16 protein-coding genes and 1 tRNA gene are annotated in these 15,631 nt (G+C 72.9%); 4 read left to right on the top strand and 13 right to left on the bottom strand.

The window, feature by feature from the left end; genetic code table 11:
- Positions 1-198: 198 nt before the first annotated feature.
- Positions 199-1,374 (top strand): alpha/beta fold hydrolase, encoded by a 1,176-nt coding sequence (locus KBB57_RS08945; RefSeq protein WP_290748883.1) that lies wholly within the window; start codon positions 199-201, stop codon positions 1,372-1,374.
- Between the two features lie 773 nt (positions 1,375-2,147).
- Here the strand turns inward: KBB57_RS08945 and KBB57_RS08940 are convergent.
- From KBB57_RS08940 to KBB57_RS08930, 3 genes are all read right to left on the bottom strand, one after another.
- Complete coding sequence (locus KBB57_RS08940; protein ID WP_290748880.1) at positions 2,148-2,777, bottom strand: phospholipid-binding protein MlaC; 630 nt, start codon at positions 2,775-2,777, stop codon at positions 2,148-2,150.
- Complete coding sequence (locus KBB57_RS08935) at positions 2,764-3,513, bottom strand: VacJ family lipoprotein (RefSeq protein ID WP_290748877.1); 750 nt, start codon at positions 3,511-3,513, stop codon at positions 2,764-2,766. The genes KBB57_RS08940 and KBB57_RS08935 overlap by 14 nt, the downstream gene beginning before the upstream one ends.
- A gap of 197 nt (positions 3,514-3,710) precedes the next feature.
- Entirely contained in the window at positions 3,711-5,222 is a 1,512-nt protein-coding gene (locus tag KBB57_RS08930; protein ID WP_290748875.1) for a dienelactone hydrolase family protein, read from the bottom strand.
- Positions 5,223-5,321: 99 nt separating this feature from the next.
- On the opposite strand from KBB57_RS08930, the gene cysQ reads away from it, so the two are divergent.
- The 3 genes from cysQ to galU all read left to right on the top strand — a co-directional run bounded on the left by cysQ (position 5,322) and on the right by galU (position 7,951).
- The gene (gene cysQ / locus KBB57_RS08925; RefSeq protein WP_290748873.1) at positions 5,322-6,119 is read left to right on the top strand and encodes a 3'(2'),5'-bisphosphate nucleotidase CysQ; all 798 of its coding nucleotides are present in this window, start codon (positions 5,322-5,324) and stop codon (positions 6,117-6,119) included.
- A 4-nt stretch (positions 6,120-6,123) separates the two neighbouring features.
- Positions 6,124-6,924, top strand: a complete 801-nt coding sequence (locus KBB57_RS08920; protein ID WP_290748870.1) for a 3-deoxy-manno-octulosonate cytidylyltransferase — start codon at positions 6,124-6,126, stop codon at positions 6,922-6,924.
- A 109-nt stretch (positions 6,925-7,033) separates the two neighbouring features.
- On the top strand, positions 7,034-7,951 hold the full coding sequence (galU, locus tag KBB57_RS08915) for a UTP--glucose-1-phosphate uridylyltransferase GalU (RefSeq protein WP_290748868.1): 918 nt from the start codon (positions 7,034-7,036) through the stop codon (positions 7,949-7,951).
- A 625-nt stretch (positions 7,952-8,576) separates the two neighbouring features.
- On the opposite strand, the gene KBB57_RS08910 is transcribed toward galU, so the two are convergent.
- The 10 genes from KBB57_RS08910 to KBB57_RS08865 all read right to left on the bottom strand — a co-directional run.
- A complete protein-coding gene (locus KBB57_RS08910; protein ID WP_290748866.1) occupies positions 8,577-9,041 on the bottom strand; it encodes a PTS sugar transporter subunit IIA in 465 nt (154 codons plus the stop codon).
- Positions 9,042-9,069: 28 nt separating this feature from the next.
- Complete coding sequence (gene raiA / locus KBB57_RS08905) at positions 9,070-9,648, bottom strand: ribosome-associated translation inhibitor RaiA (protein WP_290748865.1); 579 nt, start codon at positions 9,646-9,648, stop codon at positions 9,070-9,072.
- Positions 9,649-9,724: 76 nt separating this feature from the next.
- A complete protein-coding gene (gene rpoN, locus KBB57_RS08900) occupies positions 9,725-11,050 on the bottom strand; it encodes an RNA polymerase factor sigma-54 (RefSeq protein WP_290748864.1) in 1,326 nt (441 codons plus the stop codon).
- Positions 11,051-11,083: 33 nt separating this feature from the next.
- Positions 11,084-11,839, bottom strand: a complete 756-nt coding sequence (lptB, locus tag KBB57_RS08895) for an LPS export ABC transporter ATP-binding protein (protein WP_290748861.1) — start codon at positions 11,837-11,839, stop codon at positions 11,084-11,086.
- Complete coding sequence (locus KBB57_RS08890; protein WP_290748858.1) at positions 11,836-12,441, bottom strand: LptA/OstA family protein; 606 nt, start codon at positions 12,439-12,441, stop codon at positions 11,836-11,838. Before KBB57_RS08890 ends, lptB begins: the two co-directional genes overlap by 4 nt.
- A 19-nt stretch (positions 12,442-12,460) precedes the next feature.
- On the bottom strand, positions 12,461-13,126 hold the full coding sequence (locus KBB57_RS08885) for a hypothetical protein (RefSeq protein WP_290748856.1): 666 nt from the start codon (positions 13,124-13,126) through the stop codon (positions 12,461-12,463).
- 3 nt (positions 13,127-13,129) lie between these two features.
- The gene (locus tag KBB57_RS08880; protein ID WP_290748853.1) at positions 13,130-14,146 is read right to left on the bottom strand and encodes an SIS domain-containing protein; all 1,017 of its coding nucleotides are present in this window, start codon (positions 14,144-14,146) and stop codon (positions 13,130-13,132) included.
- A complete protein-coding gene (locus tag KBB57_RS08875; RefSeq protein ID WP_290748850.1) occupies positions 14,139-14,750 on the bottom strand; it encodes a ribonuclease D in 612 nt (203 codons plus the stop codon). The genes KBB57_RS08880 and KBB57_RS08875 overlap by 8 nt, the downstream gene beginning before the upstream one ends.
- Before the next feature lie 50 nt (positions 14,751-14,800).
- A tRNA-Leu gene (locus tag KBB57_RS08870) sits at positions 14,801-14,886 on the bottom strand.
- A 506-nt stretch (positions 14,887-15,392) separates the two neighbouring features.
- Positions 15,393-15,631 (bottom strand): hypothetical protein (locus tag KBB57_RS08865; RefSeq protein WP_290748847.1); only part of this gene is annotated, 239 nt, incomplete at its 5' end.

Raw genomic sequence — 15,631 nt, 5'->3', positions numbered from 1 at the left:
CGCCCGCGCCCGGAAGTCTCAAAACCGGCCCGCCGGGCCGCGTCCAATGGCGGTATCGTTCAAGGGGTCTCGGAACACTCGGAAAGCACAGGCGTCGAATATGGGGCGAGCTTATCGCGATCCGAGCGCGGAATCCTTGAGGCGAGCCTGATTTTCGCTCCAGATCGTCCCGACCTCGCGGCCTCCCGGGGGTAAGCGATGCGACTGCGGTTCTCCGATTGCGTCCTCGACCTCGAGCGGCTCGAGCTGACGCGGGGCGGCGTCGCGGTCGACGTCGAGCCGCAGGTCTTCGAGCTGATCGCCCATCTCGCGGGGAATCCCGACCGCGTCGTCGGGGTGGACGAGCTCTTCGACGTGGTCTGGCGGGGGCGGATCGTGTCGCTGTCGACGCTGACGAGCCGGGTCAGCGCGGCGCGGGCGGCGATCGGGGACACCGGCGGCGCGCAGCGGCTGGTCCGGACGATCCACGGGCGGGGCTACCGGTTCGTCGGCGCGGTGCAGGCGGAGGGGGCGGCGCCGGCGGCGGCGCTGCCGCCGCTGCACCAGGAGGTGCAGTTCTGCGCCGCGGCGGACGGGGTGCGGCTGGCGTGGTCGCGGGTCGGGGCGGGGCCGGCGATCGTCAAGACGGGCAACTGGCTGACCCATGTCGAATACGACTGGGAGAGCCCGGTCTGGAGCCACGTGCTGCGCTGGCTGGCCGAGGGGCGGCGGCTGGTGCGCTACGACGCGCGGGGGAACGGGCTGTCGGACCGGGAGGTCGCGGACATCTCGTTCGAGGCCTTCGTGCGCGACCTCGAGACGGTGGTGGACGCGGCCGGGCTGGAGCGGTTCGCGCTCTTCGGGGTGTCGCAGGGCTGCGCCTTCTCGATCGCCTATGCGGTGCGCCACCCGGAGCGGGTGTCGAAGCTGGTGCTCTATGGCGGCTTCGCGCGGGGGCGGCGGCTGCGGGGCTCGCCGGTGGACGCCGAGCAGGCGGAGGCGATGCTGACGCTGATGCGGACCGGCTGGGGGCAGGACAACCCGGCGTTCCGGCAGGTGTTCACCTCGCTCTTCGTCCCGGGCGGCACGCCGGAGCAGATGGCGTGGTTCAACGAGTTGCAGCGGGTGACGACCTCGCCGGAGAACGCGGTGCGGCTGCGGCTGGTGTCGGACTGGATGGACGTGGTCGGGCTGTTGCCGCTGGTGCGGACCCCGACGCTGGTCCTGCATTGCCACGACGACGCGATGCAGCCCTTCGAGGAGGGCCGCTTCCTCGCCGCCAGCATCCCGGGCGCGCGCTTCGTCGGCCTCGACGGCCGGAACCACCTGATCCTGGAGGCGGACCCGGGCTGGCCGCGGCTGCGGCGGGAGGTGGATGCTTTCCTGGCGGAATAGGGGTGTGGGCGCGTGGGTGCTCACGCGTGAAAATTACGCAAGTCATTGATTTTAATAGATGTGTTATGTTGTAACGTTGCCTTCGCACGCTGCACGACGCCTGTCTGCTCTCCACGGGGCACCAGCGCCGACCGACCGAGCGACCGAAGCGGGCTTGCCCGCGAGGCCCGGCGCGACAAGCGAAAGCATTGCTTTCGCCGCGCCGACGGCTGGAGCGCGGTTGCGCGCGGAAGCCGTGAGGGGCGCCGATTTCTGCGGAAGCGCGCAATCCGTCCGTGAGCGCCCCGGCGAGCGCGGAATCGCGCTCGCCCCCCGCAGGGGCGATCGCGGACGGATTTGCCGCGGGTCAAATCCGTCTGGCGGCGCCGTTGCGACCTGCTTCCGGCCGGGGCTCCGTTCCACTGTCGTGCAGTGTGTTGCCTTCGTCGCGCTTCACGACGGAGGCGGCAAGGGTCGATCCGCGGCGGCGTCTCGCCTCGCGACGGCGCCGCAGGAGGACATGCGCATGTCATCCTGCTCGACGCGGAGCGGTTCGGACGGGGAGGGCGCAAGCTTCAAGTGAGTCGAACGGCGCCGCGGAATGCGGCGCTGATGACTGTGCGATGATTTTCACCGTTTATATTCAGAATATTTGCAAATATATTTCGAATTATATTTGCGCGCAAATAAGCGTTGCCGAGATACGGCGCGTTTGCATTTGCTCGTCATTTTCCGGCCGCTTCACGGGCGAGCGCATGTGAGCGCGTCGCCACGGTAGGACGGCCGGGCGGCGGTCAGGCGGTGGCCTTCAGGCTGGCGATCAGCTTGTCGAGGTTGCCGCCGGCGGCCTCGTACTGGGCGCCGATCTCGGCGCGCTCGTTGGTCAGCATCGAGACGCCCTCGATGATCAGGTTGATCACCTTGGGCGCGCCGCCGCGCTCGCTCACCTGCCACTCGACGGTGAAGCCGTCGCGGCCGGGGCGGTCGACGCGGGTCTCGACGAGGACGCCGCTCTTGCCGGCGTCGCGGGCGCGGACGATGCGGATCGAGGCGTTCTGGTAGTCGCGGAACTGCTTGCCGTACTTGCGCGACAGATAGGTCTGGAAGGCGGCGACGAAGGCCTGCTTCTGCGCCGGGGTGGCGCCGCGCCAGGGCGGGCCGAGCACGCTGCCGGCGACGACGGGGATGTCGCCGTAGCGGGCGAGGAGCTTCTCGAACTCGCCGTAGAGCTGCGCCTCGGAGCGGCCGGAGCGCAGCAGCGCGATCAGCTGGTCGGAGAGGCCCTGCACCAGCGCGGTGGCGCGGTCGGTCGGCGTGTCGGCCAGTGCGGGCGCGGCGCGGAAGGGGAGCGCGAGGAGCGCGGCGGCGCCGAGGGCGAGGACGAGCAGGCGGCGGCGCGAGATCGGGGCGTCATTGGTCGGCATAGGGGTCCTCCAGGGTCTCGAGCGCCGTCGCGCCACCTTGGAGGCGCGAGGTCATGTTCTGCAAGTAACTGATCCGTTGGGCGGTGTAGCTGTCCGAGCTCTCGTAGAGCAGCGCCTCGACCGCCGGGTCGAGCTTGTAGCGGTCGTGCAGGAGATCGACGCCGCGGAGCCCGGCGATCACGTAGGAGGCGCCGCCGGTCAGGTAGAAGGCCGGGTCGACGACGACGTCGATGCCGTAGCCGATCCAGTCGCGCTGGGTGCCCGGGCCGCCCACCGGCAGCTCCCAGTAGCCGCCCGCGGGCACGCCCCAGACGTGCAGCGTCTCGTCGACGTTGGTCTCGCGGTAGGGCAGGCCCATCTCCCTGGCCGGGTCGAGCAGGCCGCCGAGGCCGAAGACGGTGTTGACCGCGAAGCGCAGGGTGTCCTGGAGCGCCATCTCCGGGCGGCCCTGCAGCAGGTACTGGATCGCCCCGTGCGGCAGGCGCGAGTGGTTGACGAGGTTGGTCACGCCGTTGCGCGCCGGCTCGGGAACGACGGCGCCGTAGGTGCGGGCGGCGGGTCCGTAGAGGGTGGAATCGAGGGCGACGTTCAGCTGGTGGGAGGAGCGGTTCTGCTCCTCGAGCGGGTCGTCCTCGAGCGAGGGCGGCGGCGCCGGCCGCGTGGCGCAGCCGGCGGAGGCGCAGAGGCAGAGGACCGCCAGCGCGCGCGGGATGTCGGAAGCCTGGGTGCGCCGCATCGTTCCTCCGTCCGGGACGCCCTCTTTAGCCTCCTTCGCCGCGCGGCGCCACCATGGGCGTCCCGCGCGGGGCCGGGGCGGAACGCCGCGGCGGGGGGCCGGTTCCCGGCGCGGGGCGCGCGCGGCCGGAGGGGCGGCGCGCGGGGGTGTGGCGGAAAGGTCGCGCCTGCGCGGCGGGCGGCGGGATTAACCCCGGCTTAACAAAGGTTGCGGTAGGGAAATGTTGCGGCGCACAACGTCGCGATCCCGAAAGCGACCTTCTGGAGACGGGCGGCATGCGACGTGCTGCGTTCGTGGCGGCGATGGCCGTCCTGATGTCCGGCGTCGGGCTCGGCGCGATGACGCGGGGCGGCGGGGCGCCGCAGTTCCCGGCCACGCCGACGCGGGCGCATGTCGTGCTCGGGGAGGTCGCGGTGCTGGCGCGGCCGATCCATCCCGCCGAGGAGGAGGCGACCCCGGTCGCCGCGGCGGCGCGGGCGCGCTACGGCTCGGTCGACGCGCTCGCCCGGGTGCGCGTCGAGCCGCTGCCCGGGGGCGCGGGCGGCGGGCTGGTCACGGCGGCGGCGATCCGCTGGCGGTGAGCGCCCGGGGCGGCGGCAGGATGTGCGCGCGGGTGTGTCGAGCCGCTTGATCCCGCGATGTCCGGCCAGTCCCCCGCCGGGCGACGCGCGCGTGCGGGCCGGGCCGCTGCGTGGGCGCGCGCTGCGGGGTGGTCGATGCGCGCGCCGCTGCCCGGGGCGCGCGTCAGGGCGGGGGCGGGCGGGTGGCGGTGTGCGGGGCGGGGGGAGGTGGTCGAGGAAGGCGCCGGCGAGGGTCATGGCCTCGGCGGTGATCTCGGGGTCGAACTCGAGGAAGCTGAGCGGCGCGCGTTCCTGCTGGTCGAAGCCGTGGGTCGCGCCGGGGAATACCCGCGTCTCGACGGGGAGGCCGGCGCGGGCGAGCTCGCCGGCGATGTCGAGGCAGGCGCCGGCCGGGGCGATGGTGTCGCGGCCGGCGAGCAGGAACAGGACCGGGACGGGGAGGCTCCAGCCGAGGCGGCGCGCGCGGTTCGCCGTGCCGCAATAGGGGTAGAGCAGGATCGCGCCGGCCACGCCGTCGAGGGGGTGCCGCGCGTCGCCGGCGGGGAGCGCGGAGAGGCCGTAGGGGAGGCGCCATTCCTTCTCGAAGGCGAGGAGCTCCATGATCGCCCAGCCGCCGTGCGAGGCGCCGATCAGCACGATCCGGTCGGGGTCGACGAAGTCCATCCGCCGGGCGTCGTAGATCGAGACGAGGACGTCGGCGGCGCGCTCGGAGCCCATCAGCAGCTGGCCGGCGCAGATCAGCCGCCAGACGTCGTGGTCGAGGTAGTCGCGGGGCGCGTGGCTGTCGACGACGATGGCCGCCCAGCCGCGGGCGTTCAGCATGGCGGCCCAGCGGTCGAGGTTGTCGTGCGGGCCGTCGCAGCCCGAGTAGAGGAGCGCGGTGGGGAAGGGCCCCGGGCCGGGCGGGACCAGGGGGCGGTAGTAGGGGCGGAGCGCGGCGGCGATCGTCTCGGGCGGGGCGGCGGGGACGAACCAGCCGAGGTAGCGGCCGAGGCTGTTGCCGGCGACGACGAGGAGCCAGACCGCCACGAAGCCGCCGACGCCGAGCGTCAGCCAGCGCCAGCGGCGCCACCAGCGGGCGAGCCGCGCGTGGGTCGGCGGAACGCCGCCCGGGGGAATATCGGCCATCGTAAACCTCACCGTGCGTTCCTGTTTACAATGCCGCCGCGGGTGGTCATAGGGTCGGATTGTCCAGTTCCGATTGACCAGTGCCGGGAGAGACCGCCGATGGACCATGCCAGCATCGTGACGACCTGCCGCCGTCTTGCCCTCGAGGCGGGCGCGGCGATCATGGAGGTCTATGACGGCCCCGACCTCGGCGTGAAGGCGAAGGCAGACGCCTCGCCGGTGACGGTGGCCGACGAGCGGGCGGACGCGCTGATCTCGGCGGGGCTCGCGGCGGCGTTCCCGGAGATCCCGGTGGTGACCGAGGAGCAGGCGGCGAGCCACGGGGTCTCGGCGGCGACGTTCTTCCTGGTCGATCCGCTCGACGGGACGAAGGAGTTCGTGCAGCGGCGCGGCGACTTCACGGTGAACATCGCGCTGATCGAGGACGGCGTGCCGACGCGGGGCGTGGTCTATGCGCCGGCGATCGGGCGGCTGTTCTACACGCTGGCCGACGGGCGCTCGGTCGAGGAGACCGGGGCGCACGCGGTGGAGCGGCAGGGCGAGGTGCGGCCGCTCGAGGTCTCGGACCCCGATCCGGCGGCGCTGGTGGTGGTGGCGTCGAAGTCGCATCGCGACCAGGCGACGGACGACTACATCGGGCGCTATGCGGTGAAGGACTTCCGCTCGGCCGGGTCGTCGCTGAAGTTCTGCCTGGTGGCGGCGGGCGAGGCGGATCTTTATCCGCGGCTCGGGCGGACGATGGAGTGGGACACCGCGGCCGGGCAGGCGGTGCTGCTCGGCGCCGGGGGCAAGGTGGTGCGCTTCGACGACCACACGCCGCTCACCTACGGCAAGGCCGGGTTCGAGAACCCGTTCTTCATCGCCCACGCGCCGGGCGTGCCGCTGGCGGGCGCCTGACGCCTTGCGCGTCCTGCTGGTCATCCCGGCCCGCTACGCCTCGACCCGCTTCCCGGGCAAGCCGCTGACGGCGCTGCGCGGGGCGACGGGCGAGCCGCGGAGCCTGATCCGGCGGGCCTGGGAGGCGGCGCACGAGGTGCCGGGCGTCGACCGGATCGTGGTGGCGACCGACGACGAGCGCATCCGCAAGGCGGCGGAGGACTTCGGCGCCGAGGTGGTGATGACCTCGGAGCATTGCCGCAACGGCACGGAGCGCTGCGCCGCGGTGTCGCGGGCGATGGGGCCGGGCTGGGACGTGGTGGTGAACCTGCAGGGCGACGCGCCGCTGACGCCGCCCTGGTTCCTCGGCGCGCTGATCCGCACGATGCGCGCCGATCCGGACTGCGAGATGGCGACGCCGGTGCTGCGCTGCGACGCGGGCTCGATGGCGAGCTTCATCGAGGACCGCCGCAACGGGCGGGTCGGCGCGACCACGGCGGTCTTCGGGGCGGAGGGGAACGCGCTCTACTTCTCGAAGGAGGTCATCCCCTATACCGGGCGGCCGCTCGGGCCGGGGGAGACGATTCCGGTCTTTCACCATGTCGGCGCCTACGCCTATCGCCGGGGGGCGCTGCTGCGCTATGACGAGTGGCGCGAGGGTCCGCTCGAGGCGTGGGAAGGGTTGGAGCAGCTCCGGTTTCTCGAGAACGGCGTGCCGGTGCGCTGCGTCGAGGTCGACGCGCGCGGACGCGCCTTCTGGGAGCTCAACAATCCCGAGGACGTGGCGCGGATCGAGGCGATTCTGGCTGCCGAGGGACGGCCGTGAGCAAAAGCAGGGGACGCCGTTCCGGGGTTGTGCTAAGGGCGGGGCAGGGTCGCCATGGAACGGACGCCGCGCAGCGGGGTTCAAGGATGAGTAACGAGCGAGGGGCGCGATGAGCCGCAAGGTTACGAAGGCTGTATTTCCGGTGGCCGGCTTCGGGACGCGGTTCCTGCCGGCGACCAAGTCGGTGCCGAAGGAGATCCTCCCCCTCGTCGACCGACCGCTGATCCAGTACGCGATCGACGAGGCGCGCGCCGCGGGGGTGAAGGAGTTCATCTTCGTCACCTCGCGCGGCAAGAGCGCGCTGGAGGACTACTTCGACGGCGCGCCGGAGCTCGAGGCGGCGCTGCACGAGGGCAAGAAGACGGCGCTGATCGAGGCGCTGAAGCAGACGGACATGGATTCGGGCGCGGTCGCCTATGTGCGGCAGCAGGAGCGGCGCGGCCTCGGCCACGCCGTCTGGTGCGCGCGGCGGCTGATCGGCGACGAGCCCTTCGCGGTGATCCTGCCCGACGACGTGATCGACGCGGAGACCCCCTGCCTGAAGCAGATGGTCGAGGCCTATGCCGAGACCGGCGGCAACATGGTCGCGACGATGGAGGTGCCGCATGCCAGCGTCTCCTCCTACGGGATCGTCGACGTCGGCGGCCAGACCGGCACCACGATGTCGGTGAGGGCGATGGTCGAGAAGCCGAAGGCGGCCGACGCGCCCTCGAACTTCGCGGTGATCGGCCGCTACATCCTGACGCCGAACGTGCTGAAGAACCTCGAGAAGCTCGAGGCCGGGGCCGGCGGCGAGGTGCAGCTGACCGACGCGATCGCGCAGGAGATCGGGCGGCGCGGCGACGTCCACGCCTTCCGCTTCCGCGGCCAGCGCTTCGACTGCGGCTCGAAGTCGGGCTATCTCCAGGCGACGGTGGCCTTCGGCCTCGCCCGGGACGAGCTGCGCGGCGAGTTCCTGGACTACCTCCAGACCACGCTCGACTCGCTGCGCGAGCCGCTGCGCGAGAAGGCGGTCGCCCGCGGCTGATCGCCGGGTCCGGGGCGCGGGGCGCGGCGTCCCGGGCTTCACGGCGCGCCCGAAGCGGCGCGCCGTTCTGTCGTGGCGTGGTGTTCACGCGTGAAAATTCGGTAAGTCATTGATTTTGCTGCGGCGAGATTCCGCGGCGGTGACATGCGCCACACTGCACGACACCTGTCTGCTCTGCTGGATCCACGGGGCGCGCGCGAGCGCCGAGCGACCGAAGCGGGCTTGCCCGCGAGGCCCGGCGCGACAGGCGAAAGCATTGCTTTCGCCGCGCCGACGGCTGGAGCGCGGTTGCGCGCGGAAGCCGTGAGGGGCGCCGATTTCTGCGGAAGCGCGCAATCCGTCCGTGAGCGCCCCGGCGAGCGCGGAATCGCGCTCGCCCCCCGCAGGGGCGATCGCGGACGGATTTGCCACGGGTCAAATCCGTCTGGCGTCACCGTCGCGGCCAGCCTCGGGCCGGGCTTCCTCTCCACTGTCGTGCAGTGTGGACATGCGCCGTCGAGAGGCGACGCGTCGCCGCTCGGCTGCGATCCCGGCGACCGGGTTGCGTGCCGGGAGGGCTCGGAGGGGAAGGGGATGGCGGCGACAGGGGGAGGGGCCTGCCTGAGATCGCCGTCGCCGGGCGGTCTCAGGCGGCCTGCTCGCTCTTCGTCTCGGTCAGGATCGCGTAGAGGGCGTTGGGATCGAAGGTCGAGCGCAGCTTGGCGCAGATCGCCTCGCTGCGCAGGGTCCGCGACACGCGCGCCAGCGCCTTGAGGTGCTCGGCCCCGGCCGCCTCCGGCGCGAGGAGGGCGAAGACGAGGTCGACCGGCTGGCGGTCGATCGACTCGAAGTCGACCGGCTTCTCCAGCCGCACGAACAGCCCGACCACGTGGCTCACCCCGGCGAAGCGGGCGTGCGGGATGGCCACGCCGCGCCCGACGCCGGTGGGACCGAGCGCCTCGCGCTCGGTCAGCGCCTTGTAGGCCGCCTCGGCCGAGAGGCCGTAGACCTGCTCGGCCATGTCGGCGAGGTCCTGGAGCAGGCGCTTCTTGCTCGTCGCCTTGAGGGGCGCGCGCACGGCCTCGACGCCCAGAATCTGCGAAAGCTCCATGATCAGGGACTCCCTCGGCCCGTCGGCGTCACTGGCTGTTCCGCGGGTCGATCCAGCCGATGTTGCCGTCGTCGCGCCGGTACACCACGTTGACCCCGCCATGCGCGTCGTTGCGGAAGACGAGCACCCCCGCCCCGGCCAGCTCCATCTGCATCACCGCCTCGCCGACCGACAGATAAGGCACCCGTGTCTCCATCTCGGCGACAATGATCGGCTGGAGCGTCTCGGGCTCCGCCCCGTCGGCATGGTCCTCGCCGCTCGCGAGGATGTAGGACGGCGCGTCGACGGCTTCAATCGGAAACTCGCGGTTGCGGTGGTGGTCCTTGAGCCGCCGCTTGTAGCGGCGGAGCTGCTTCTCGAGCCGGTCCATCGCGGCGTCGAAGCTCGCGTAGATCTCGCCGGCGCGCGCCTTGGACTGGGCGGTCAGCCCGGTCGGCAGGTGGACCGAGCTGTCGGCGATGAACTCGTGCCGGTCGCGGGAGAAGATCACCACGGCCTCGACGGCGCGGTCGGCGTACTTGCCGCACAGCTCGACGACCTTGTCCTCGACGTGGTTTCTCAGCGACTCGCCGATGTCTATCTGCTTGCCGCTGACCTGGATTCGCATGTCGCGCCCCCCTAATGCGCCGGCCATCGCCGGCTCTGGTTGGTTCGCCCGCATCGGCGGCCGCGCCCCTGAACCGTCAGGTTCTGGCGAGGGTCGCCCTGGATCGACGACGCTCGACCGAGGACGGTATGCCCATGCCTTCGCGGTACTTTGCAACCGTCCGCCTAGCGATTTCAATCCCCTCCTCGGCGAGGAGGTTTACGAGGGCGTCGTCGGAGACCGGACGCGCCGCCGCCTCGCGGGCGATCATCGCGCGGATGCGCGACTGGACCGCCGCGGCGGAGACGCCCTCGCCGCCGGCGGAGGACTGGATGGTCGCGCTGAAGAGGCCCCGCATCTCGATCACTCCCTGCTCGCAGGCGACGTACTTGTCGGCCGTGACCCGGCTGATTGTGGATTCGTGGAGGCCGAGCCGGTCGGCGAGCGCCCGCCGGGTGAGCGGGCGCAGGCGGCCGGGGCCGGCGTCGAAGAAGCCCTCCTGGTGGCGGGCGAGCGCGCTCGCGACCCTCAGGATGGTGCGGGCGCGCTGCTCGAGGCTGCGCGCCAGCCAGTTCGCCGCGGCGCTCATCTCGGAGACGTAGGCGCGGGTCGGGCCGTCCTTGCCGGCGAGCTGCGCGACGTAGCGGTTGTCGACGAGGACGCGGGGCAGGGTCTCGGTGTTGAGCTCGACGGTCCAGCCGCCGCCGGGCGCGCGGACGACGTAGACGTCGGGCGCGACGGCCTGGGTCGGGGCCTCGGCGAAGCGCAGGCCGGGCTTGGGGTCGAGGGCGCGCAGCTCGGCGAGCATGTCGGCGAAGTCGGCCGCGTCGACGCCGCAGATCGCCTGGAGCTCCTCGGTGCGGCCGCGGGCGAGGAGGACGAGGTTCTCGACGAGCGCGCGCATGGCCGGGTCGAGGCGGTCGCGCTCGCGGAGCTGGAGCGCCATGCATTCGGCCAGCGTGCGGGCCCCGACGCCGACGGGGTCGCAGGACTGCACCAGCGCCAGCCCGCGCTCGACGTCCGAAGCGGCGAGGCGGTGGCGGGCGGCGACCTCGGCGAGCGGCGCGCGCAGGTAGCCGTCCTCCTCGAGCTCCTCGGCGAGGAGGCGCGCGGCGGTGACCACGGAGGGCGCGGCGCGGGCGGCGCCGATCTGGGCCTGGAGGTGGTCGGCGAGGCTGACGGTGGCGGGCGTGGCGTCGAGCCCGTCGATCGGGCCGGCCGAGGCGCGGCCGATGCGGGCGCCGCCGGCGGGGAGCGGCGGGGGCGACGCGAGCTCGAGGAAGGGGTTCTTCTCGACCTCGGCGGCGACGTAGTCGGTCAGCGCGAGGTTCGACATCTGCAGGAAGCGGATCGCCTGCTGCAGCTGCGGCGTCATGACGAGCGCCTGGCCCTGCCGGATCTCGATGCGCGGGGCGAGGGCCATCAGGCGGCGCCCCGTCCTGCGCCGCGTCCGCGGTCAGATGCGGAAGCTGTCGCCAAGGTAGACACGCCGCACATTGTCGTCGCGCACGACCTCCTCGGGGGTGCCGGTCATGATCACCGAGCCCCCGTGAAGGATATAGGCCCGGTCGACGATTTCCAGCGTCTCGCGCACATTGTGGTCGGTGATCAGCACGCCGATGCCGCGGTCCTTGAGCTGGCGCACGAGCTTGCGGATGTCGGCGACGGCGAGCGGGTCGACGCCGGCGAAGGGCTCGTCGAGGAGCACGTATTTCGGCAGGGCGGCGAGGCAGCGGGCGATCTCCACCCGCCGCCGCTCGCCGCCGGAGAGGGCGATGGCCGGGGCGCGGGCGAGGTGGGCGATCGAGAACTCGCCGAGGAGCTCGTCGAGCATCTCGTGGCGCTTCTCGGCGTCGGGGACGGTGACCTCGAGGATGGCGCGGATGTTGTCGGCGACGGAGAGGCCGCGGAAGACCGAGGCCTCCTGCGGTAGGTAGCCGATGCCCATCCTGGCGCGGCGGTACATCGGCAGGTGGGTGACGTCGACGCCGTCGACGGAGACGGTCCCGGAATCGGGCGGGACGAGGCCGGCGATGGCGTAGAAGCAGGTGGTCTTGCCGGCGCCGTTGGGCCCGAGCAGCGCCGCGACCTCGCCGCGGCGGAGCGAGAGCGAGACGTCGCGCAGGATCGGGCGGCGGCGGTAGGCCTTGCCGAGGTTGGCGGCGACGAGGCCCTGGCCGCCCTCGGTGACGCGGAGCGCGGGGCGGCTCAAGGCGCGGCGCCCTTCCCGGCGTCCGGGGCGCCCTTGCGCGGGGCGGCGGGGGCCGCGCCCTTGACCTCGCCGGGGACGATGATCGTCTTGACGCGGCCCTCGAGGGTGCCGGTGCCGGCGTTGAGGTCGAGGCGCAGGCGCTCGCTCGCGAGCGCGTTGGAGCCCTGGGTGAGGAGGACGTCGCCGTCCATGTCGACGATGCCGGTCGAGACGACGTAGCGGGCGTGCCGGGCCTCGGCGGCCTCGACGCCGTTCGAGAGGGTGACGTTGCCGGTGGCGTCCATGCGCTCGATGCCGCCCTGCTGCCCCTCGGCGCCCTCGGCGTAGTAGACCTCGAGCCGGTCGGCGGCGAGGCGCAGCTCGCCCTGGCCGACCTTGACCGTGCCGGTGAACACCGCGGTCCGCGCCGTCTGGTCGAGCGCCAGCGCGTCGGAGGTGATCTCGACCGGCAGGGTGGAATCGTGCTCGAAGTCCCCGAAGGGGACCGAGGCGCCGCCTTTGGGCGCGGCCTCCCGCGCCGCCGCGCCGGTCGCCGCCGCGGGGCCCTGCTGCGCCGCCGCGCCGCCCGCCGCCAGCGCCGCGAGCAGGGCAGGGATGGTCACGGCGCGCATCGGAGGCCTTTCATTCTTCGGTCGAGGCCCCGGTCGGGGCAGGGGCCGCGGCCGCCCCGGGCGGGGCGGTCGCCGGATCGTATACTACCCGCACCGCCTCCTCGAACAAGAACTTGCGCCCGCCGCCTTCCGCCTCGGGGGGCGTGACGGTGAGCCTCCCGGCGGCGATCGTGCCCATCGGGCCCTCGCCGCCGACCTCGCCGGTGGCCACCATGCCGCCGGCCCGGAGGTCGACGTCGACGCGCCGGGCGGCGAAGGCGTAGCCGTCGTCGCTGCGGAGCCGGACGTCGCCCTCGAGCTTCAGCGCCTGGGAATGCAGGTCGAGATCGCCGTCGTCGGCGCGGACGTCGACGCCGCGGCCGTCGGCGAAGTCGATCCGGCCCGCGAGCGCGTCGATGGCGGCGCGGGTCGGGGGCGCGGCGTCGGGGGTCACCTCGGCGGCGGTGAAGCGGAAGCGGTCGCCCGCGTCGGTCACCCCGGAGAACACCGGCGCGCTGACCCGCATCCCGCTGCCGAGCGCCGCGAGGTCGGCCGGGGAGAACACCAGCTCGCCGCCGCCGCGCGGCCGCTCCGAGCCGAGGAAGAGGCCGGCGAGCATGGCGATGGCGACGAGCGGCAGCCCGACCTTGAGGATGGCGACGAGGCGCGAATAGAGCCCGGGGCCGGCGGCGGCCATGGCTCAGGCGACGCCGGCGCGCAGGCAGTCGTGGACATGCAGCACGCCGGCCGGCCGGCCGGGCGCCGCCGGGTCGACCGCGAAGAGCGTGGTGATGCGCGAGGCGTTCATGATCCCGAGCGCCTCGGAGGCGAGCGCGGTTGTGGCGATGGTGCGGGGCGCGCGGGTCATCACCTCGCCGACGCGGCGGGAGAGCAGGCCGTCCATGTGCCGGCGCAGGTCGCCGTCGGTGACGATGCCGACGAGCGCGCCCTCGCCGTCGGTGACGCCGACGACGCCGAAGCCCTTCCGCGTCATCTCGATCAGCGCCTCGGGCATGGGCGTCTCGACGCCTACGAGCGGCGCCTCGGCGCCGCGGTGCATCAGCTGGCCGACGGTGGCGAGGCGCGCGCCGAGGCGGCCGCCGGGGTGGAGGTCGCGGAAGGCGGCCGGGGTGAAGGCGCGGGCCTCCATCAGCGCCACGGCCAGCGCGTCGCCGAGGGCGAGGGTCATCGTCGTGGAGGTGGTGGGCGCGAGGCCGACGGGGCAGGCCTCGGGCGCGTCGGGCAGGACGACGCCGATGTCGGCCTGGGCGATCAGCGTGCTGTCGGCGCGGCCGGCGACGGCGACGAGGGGGATGGCGAAGCGGCGGGTATAGGCGATCAGGTCGGCGAGCTCGGGCGTCTCGCCGGAGTTCGAGAGCAGCACCACCACGTCGTCGCGGGTGATCATGCCGAGGTCGCCGTGGCTCGCCTCGGCCGGGTGAACAAAGAGGGCGGGCGTGCCGGTCGAGGCGAGCGTCGCGGCGATCTTGCGCCCGACATGGCCGGACTTGCCCATGCCGGAGACGATCACCCGGCCCTTCGCAGCGAGGAGCAGCCGGGCGGCGGCGGCGAAGCTGGCGTCGAGCGCGCCCGCGAGCTTGCCGAGCGCCTCGGCCTCGACGCCGACCACGCGGCGGCCGGCGGCGATCAGGCTGGCGTCGCGGGGGGCGTCGTCGGGCGGCGGGGTCGGAGCGCGGGCGGGCACGGGGTCAGGCATGGGCGAAGATGTCGACCTCGTCCCAGCCGGCGAGGTCGAGGCGGGCGCGGGTGGGGAGGAAGTCGAAGCAGGCCCGCGCCAGCCCGGCCCGGCCCTCGCGGGCGAGGCGCGGCTCCAGCGCCGCCTTGAGGCGGTGGAGGTGGAGGACGTCCGATGCGGCGTAGTCGATCTGCGCCGGGGTGAGCGTGGCCGCGCCCCAGTCGGAGGATTGCTGCGCCTTGGAGACGTCGACCTCGAGCATCTCGCGGAGCAGGTCCTTGAGGCCGTGGCGGTCGGTGTAGGTCCGCACGAGCTTCGAGGCGATCTTGGTGCACCAGACGGGCTGGGTCAGCACGCCGAAGCGGTGGAGCAGCACCGCGACGTCGAAGCGGGCGAAGTGGAAGAGCTTCTCCACCCCCGGGTCGCCGAGCATGGCGACGAGGCGGGGGGCGGCGTCGCCGGGGCGGATCTGCACGAGGTGGGCGTCGCCGTCGCCGGCGGAGAGCTGCACGAGGCAGAGCCGGTCGCGGGCGGGGACGAGCCCCATCGTCTCGGTGTCGATGGCGACGACCGGGCCGAGGTCGAGGCCCTCCGGCAGGTCGCCCTGGTGCAGGTGGTTCGTCATGTCGTTCCCTCGCGCGCGCGCCGCGCGGAAGCGCGGACGCGCGGGGGACTTGGTGCCCAGGAGAAGACTCGAACTTCCACGGCCGTTAAGCCACTGGTACCTGAAACCAGCGCGTCTACCATTCCGCCACCTGGGCCGGTGTCGTCGGGGCGAGATATACGCGGGCAGGGGCGGTGTCAACGGGCGCCCGGCGTGGGCGGGCGCGAGGGGTCCGCAGTTGGGCATGGGGCAACATATTGATGTTGTTGCAGGATAAACGGAGGCGTCTTGAGCGCCCGCACCTGCACGTCGGTGGAGCCGAAGCCCCGGCCGGAAGCAGGTCGCGACGGGGACGCAAGACGGATTTGACCCGTGGCAAATCCGTCCGCGATCGCCCCTCGGGGGGCGAGCGCGATTCCGCGCTCGCCGGGGCGCTCACGGACGGATTGCGCGCGACGGGGAAATCTGGACCCCTCACGGCTTCCGCGCGCAACCGCGCTCCAGCCGTCGGCGCGGCGAAAGCAATGCTTTCGCTTGTCGCGCCGGGCCTTGCGGGCAAGCCCGCTTCGGTCGGTCGCGCGCCCCGTGGATCCGGCAGGGCCGGCAGGCGTCGTGCAGGGTGTCGAGCGCCGCCCGTGGGCGGTTCCGGTTTCTCCGCCTCGGTCAGCGCCGGGAGGGCGCGAGCGGGTTCGGCGGCTCGGGGCGGAGCGGGTCCGGGCCGTGCCGCAGGCGCTCGCGGTACTCCGCGCGGGTCGGGCGGTCCTTCCCGGCGTTCCAGGCCGGGTCGTTGGCCTTGATCCAGCGCGCGACGAGGATCGAGGCCGGCCAGGCGAGGACGAAGCCGAGGGCGATGGCGCCGAAGACCGGCAGGAAGCCGACGAGGCCGAGGGAGAGGACGGCGA

Source organism: Amaricoccus sp. (assembly GCF_017993425.1).
Lineage (GTDB): Bacteria > Pseudomonadota > Alphaproteobacteria > Rhodobacterales > Rhodobacteraceae > Amaricoccus.
Note: the sequence above shows the minus strand (reverse complement) of the source record. Positions and strands in the feature narration are given on the sequence as shown.